The sequence below is a fragment of the Kitasatospora sp. NPDC047058 genome, assembly GCF_040643935.1.
In the GTDB taxonomy this organism is placed as follows: domain Bacteria; phylum Actinomycetota; class Actinomycetes; order Streptomycetales; family Streptomycetaceae; genus Kitasatospora.
Map to the genome: position 1 here is coordinate 1 of NZ_JBEYVJ010000718.1, position 2233 is coordinate 2233.

2 protein-coding genes are annotated in these 2233 nt (G+C 72.5%); both read right to left on the minus strand.

What is annotated here, in order from left to right; translation table 11 throughout:
- Positions 1 to 267: 267 nt before the first annotated feature.
- On the minus strand, positions 268 to 1059 hold the full coding sequence (locus tag ABZ885_RS39725; RefSeq protein WP_360199861.1) for an ABC transporter permease: 792 nt from the start codon (positions 1057 to 1059) through the stop codon (positions 268 to 270).
- Complete coding sequence (locus ABZ885_RS39730) at positions 1056 to 2060, minus strand: ATP-binding cassette domain-containing protein (RefSeq protein ID WP_360199863.1); 1005 nt, start codon at positions 2058 to 2060, stop codon at positions 1056 to 1058. Before ABZ885_RS39730 ends, ABZ885_RS39725 begins: the two co-directional genes overlap by 4 nt.
- Positions 2061 to 2233 lie beyond the last annotated feature (173 nt).

Here is a 2233-nt window from a genome sequence, read left to right on the forward strand (position 1 = left end):
GGACGCGGACGTGGTGCTCGATCACGGGGCTCCTCGCGGGGGCTCGGCGGGACTGCAGCACGACGAGCCTTCCCCATGACCGCGGCGCGGGCTTGCAGGCCACACGGGCAATCCGGACATCCGCGCCCGGACATCCGCGCCAGGGCGGAGAACGCCGGCGGGCGGCGTGCGCCGACGCGGTGTCGGAGTACGTCGCCTGCGGGCGGTGCGGGCGGTGCGGGCGGTGCGGGCGGTGCGGGCGGTGCGGCCAGCAGCCCGCACGCACGGTCACTTCGGGTCCCGGTCGAACACCGCCTTGGACCAGCGGTAGCCGAGCGCGGTCAGGGCGAGGCACCAGGCGAGGGCCAGCCAGCCGTTGTCGCCGATCCCGGTGCCGAGCAGCAGCCCGCGCAGGGTCTCGATGGCCGGGGTGAACGGCTGGTACTGGGCGATCGGCTGGAACCACCCCGGCATCGCGTCGACCGGGACGAAGGCGCTGGAGATGAGCGGCAGGAAGATCAGCGGCATGGCGTTGTTGCTGGCGGCCTCGGCGTTCGGGCTGACCAGGCCCATCCCGACCGCGATCCAGGTGAGCGCCAGGGCGAACAGCGTCAGCAGCCCGAAGGCCGCGAGCCACTCCAGCGGTGTGGCGTCGGTGGAGCGGAAGCCGATGGCCACCGCGACGGCGCCGACGAGGACGACACTGGCGACCGCCTGCAGCACGCTGCCGACGACGTGTCCGATGAGCACGGATCCGCGGTGGATCGCCATGGTGCGGAAGCGGGCGATGATGCCCTCGGTCATGTCGTTCGAGACCGAGACCGCCGTCCCGATCGTGGTGCTGCCGATGGTCATCAGCAGGAGGCCCGGCACGAGGTAGGCGATGTACCGGGAGCGGTCGGCGCCGTGGCCGCCGATGCCCGCGCTCATGACGTCGCCGAAGACGTAGACGAACAGCAGCAGCAGGACGATCGGCGTCAGCAGCAGGTTCAGGGTCAGCGACGGGTAGCGCCGTGCGTGCAGCAGGTTGCGCCGCAGCATCGTGGTCGAGTCGCGGACGGCGAGGGCGAGCGAGCTCATCGGGCGTTCTCCTCGGGCTGGTTGGGAACGTCGTCCGGGCCGGTCAGGGCGAAGAAGACGTCGTCGAGGTCGGGCGTGTGCACGGTCAGTTCGTCCGCCTCGATCCCGGCGGAGTCCAGGCGGTCGAGGACGGCGCGCAGGTCGCGCTGGCTGCCGTCGCTCGGGAGCTGCAGGACCAGCGCCTCGTCGTTGCGCGAGGCGTCGGGCAGGGCCGAGGCGGCCGACCGGTACGCGGCCGGGTCGGCGAAGCGGAGCCGGACGTGCCCGCCGGGGATCAGCCGCTTCAGCTCGTCGGAGGTCCCCTCGGCGACGATCCTGCCGTTGTTCAGCACCGCGATGCGGTCGGCGAGCTCGTCGGCCTCCTCCAGGTACTGGGTGGTGAGGAAGACCGTGACGCCGCCGGTGACCAGGTCGCGGATGATCCGCCACATGGTGTGGCGGCTGCGCGGGTCGAGACCGGTGGTGGGCTCGTCGAGGAAGATGATCCGCGGGTTGCCGACCAGGGTCATGGCGATGTCCAGGCGGCGCTTCATGCCGCCGGAGTAGGTGGAGGCGGGCTTCCTGGCGGCCTCCACCAGGTCGAAGCGCTCCAGCAGTTCGGCGGCGATGCGCCGGCCCTCGCGCCTGGGCAGGTGGTGGAGGTCCGCCATGAGGAGCATGTTCTCCTCGCCGGTGATCAGGCCGTCGACGGCGGAGAACTGCCCGGTGACGCCGATCGCCGCGCGCACGGCCTGCGGGGCGGTGGCGAGGTCGTGTCCGGCGACCTGCACCTGTCCGCCGTCGGCGGTGATGAGGGTGGAGAGGATCTGCACGGTGGTGGTCTTGCCGGCGCCGTTCGGCCCGAGCAGCGCGAACACCGAGCCGGCCGGGATGCGCAGGTCGATCCCGTCGAGCACGGCCTTGTCGCCGTAGGACTTGCGCAGACCGAGGGCGGAGACGGCGACCGGCGGCTGAGGCTCGCCGGCGGCCCGCCTGGGGGCGGGCAGGGCGGACGAAGGCATGGGGCTCTCCCGTTCGAAGGCTGAGGTGGCTGGGGAGTACGGGGATCCGGGCGGGTTCGGTCCTGGTCCGGCGGTCGTCCAGGCCGGTGGTGTCAGAGGCTGCGGGCGGTGATGTCGCCGTGCTGGGTGGTGGCGCGGATGTCGAGGCCGGGGGTGCCGTCGTTGCGGAGGGC

Excerpts from the sequence above, each read along its gene's own strand:
- ABZ885_RS39725 (WP_360199861.1), bottom strand. The coding sequence starts at position 1,059 with ATGAGCTCGCTCGCCCTCGCCGTCCGCGACTCGACCACGATGCTGCGG.
- ABZ885_RS39730 (WP_360199863.1), bottom strand. The coding sequence starts at position 2,060 with ATGCCTTCGTCCGCCCTGCCCGCCCCCAGGCGGGCCGCCGGCGAGCCT.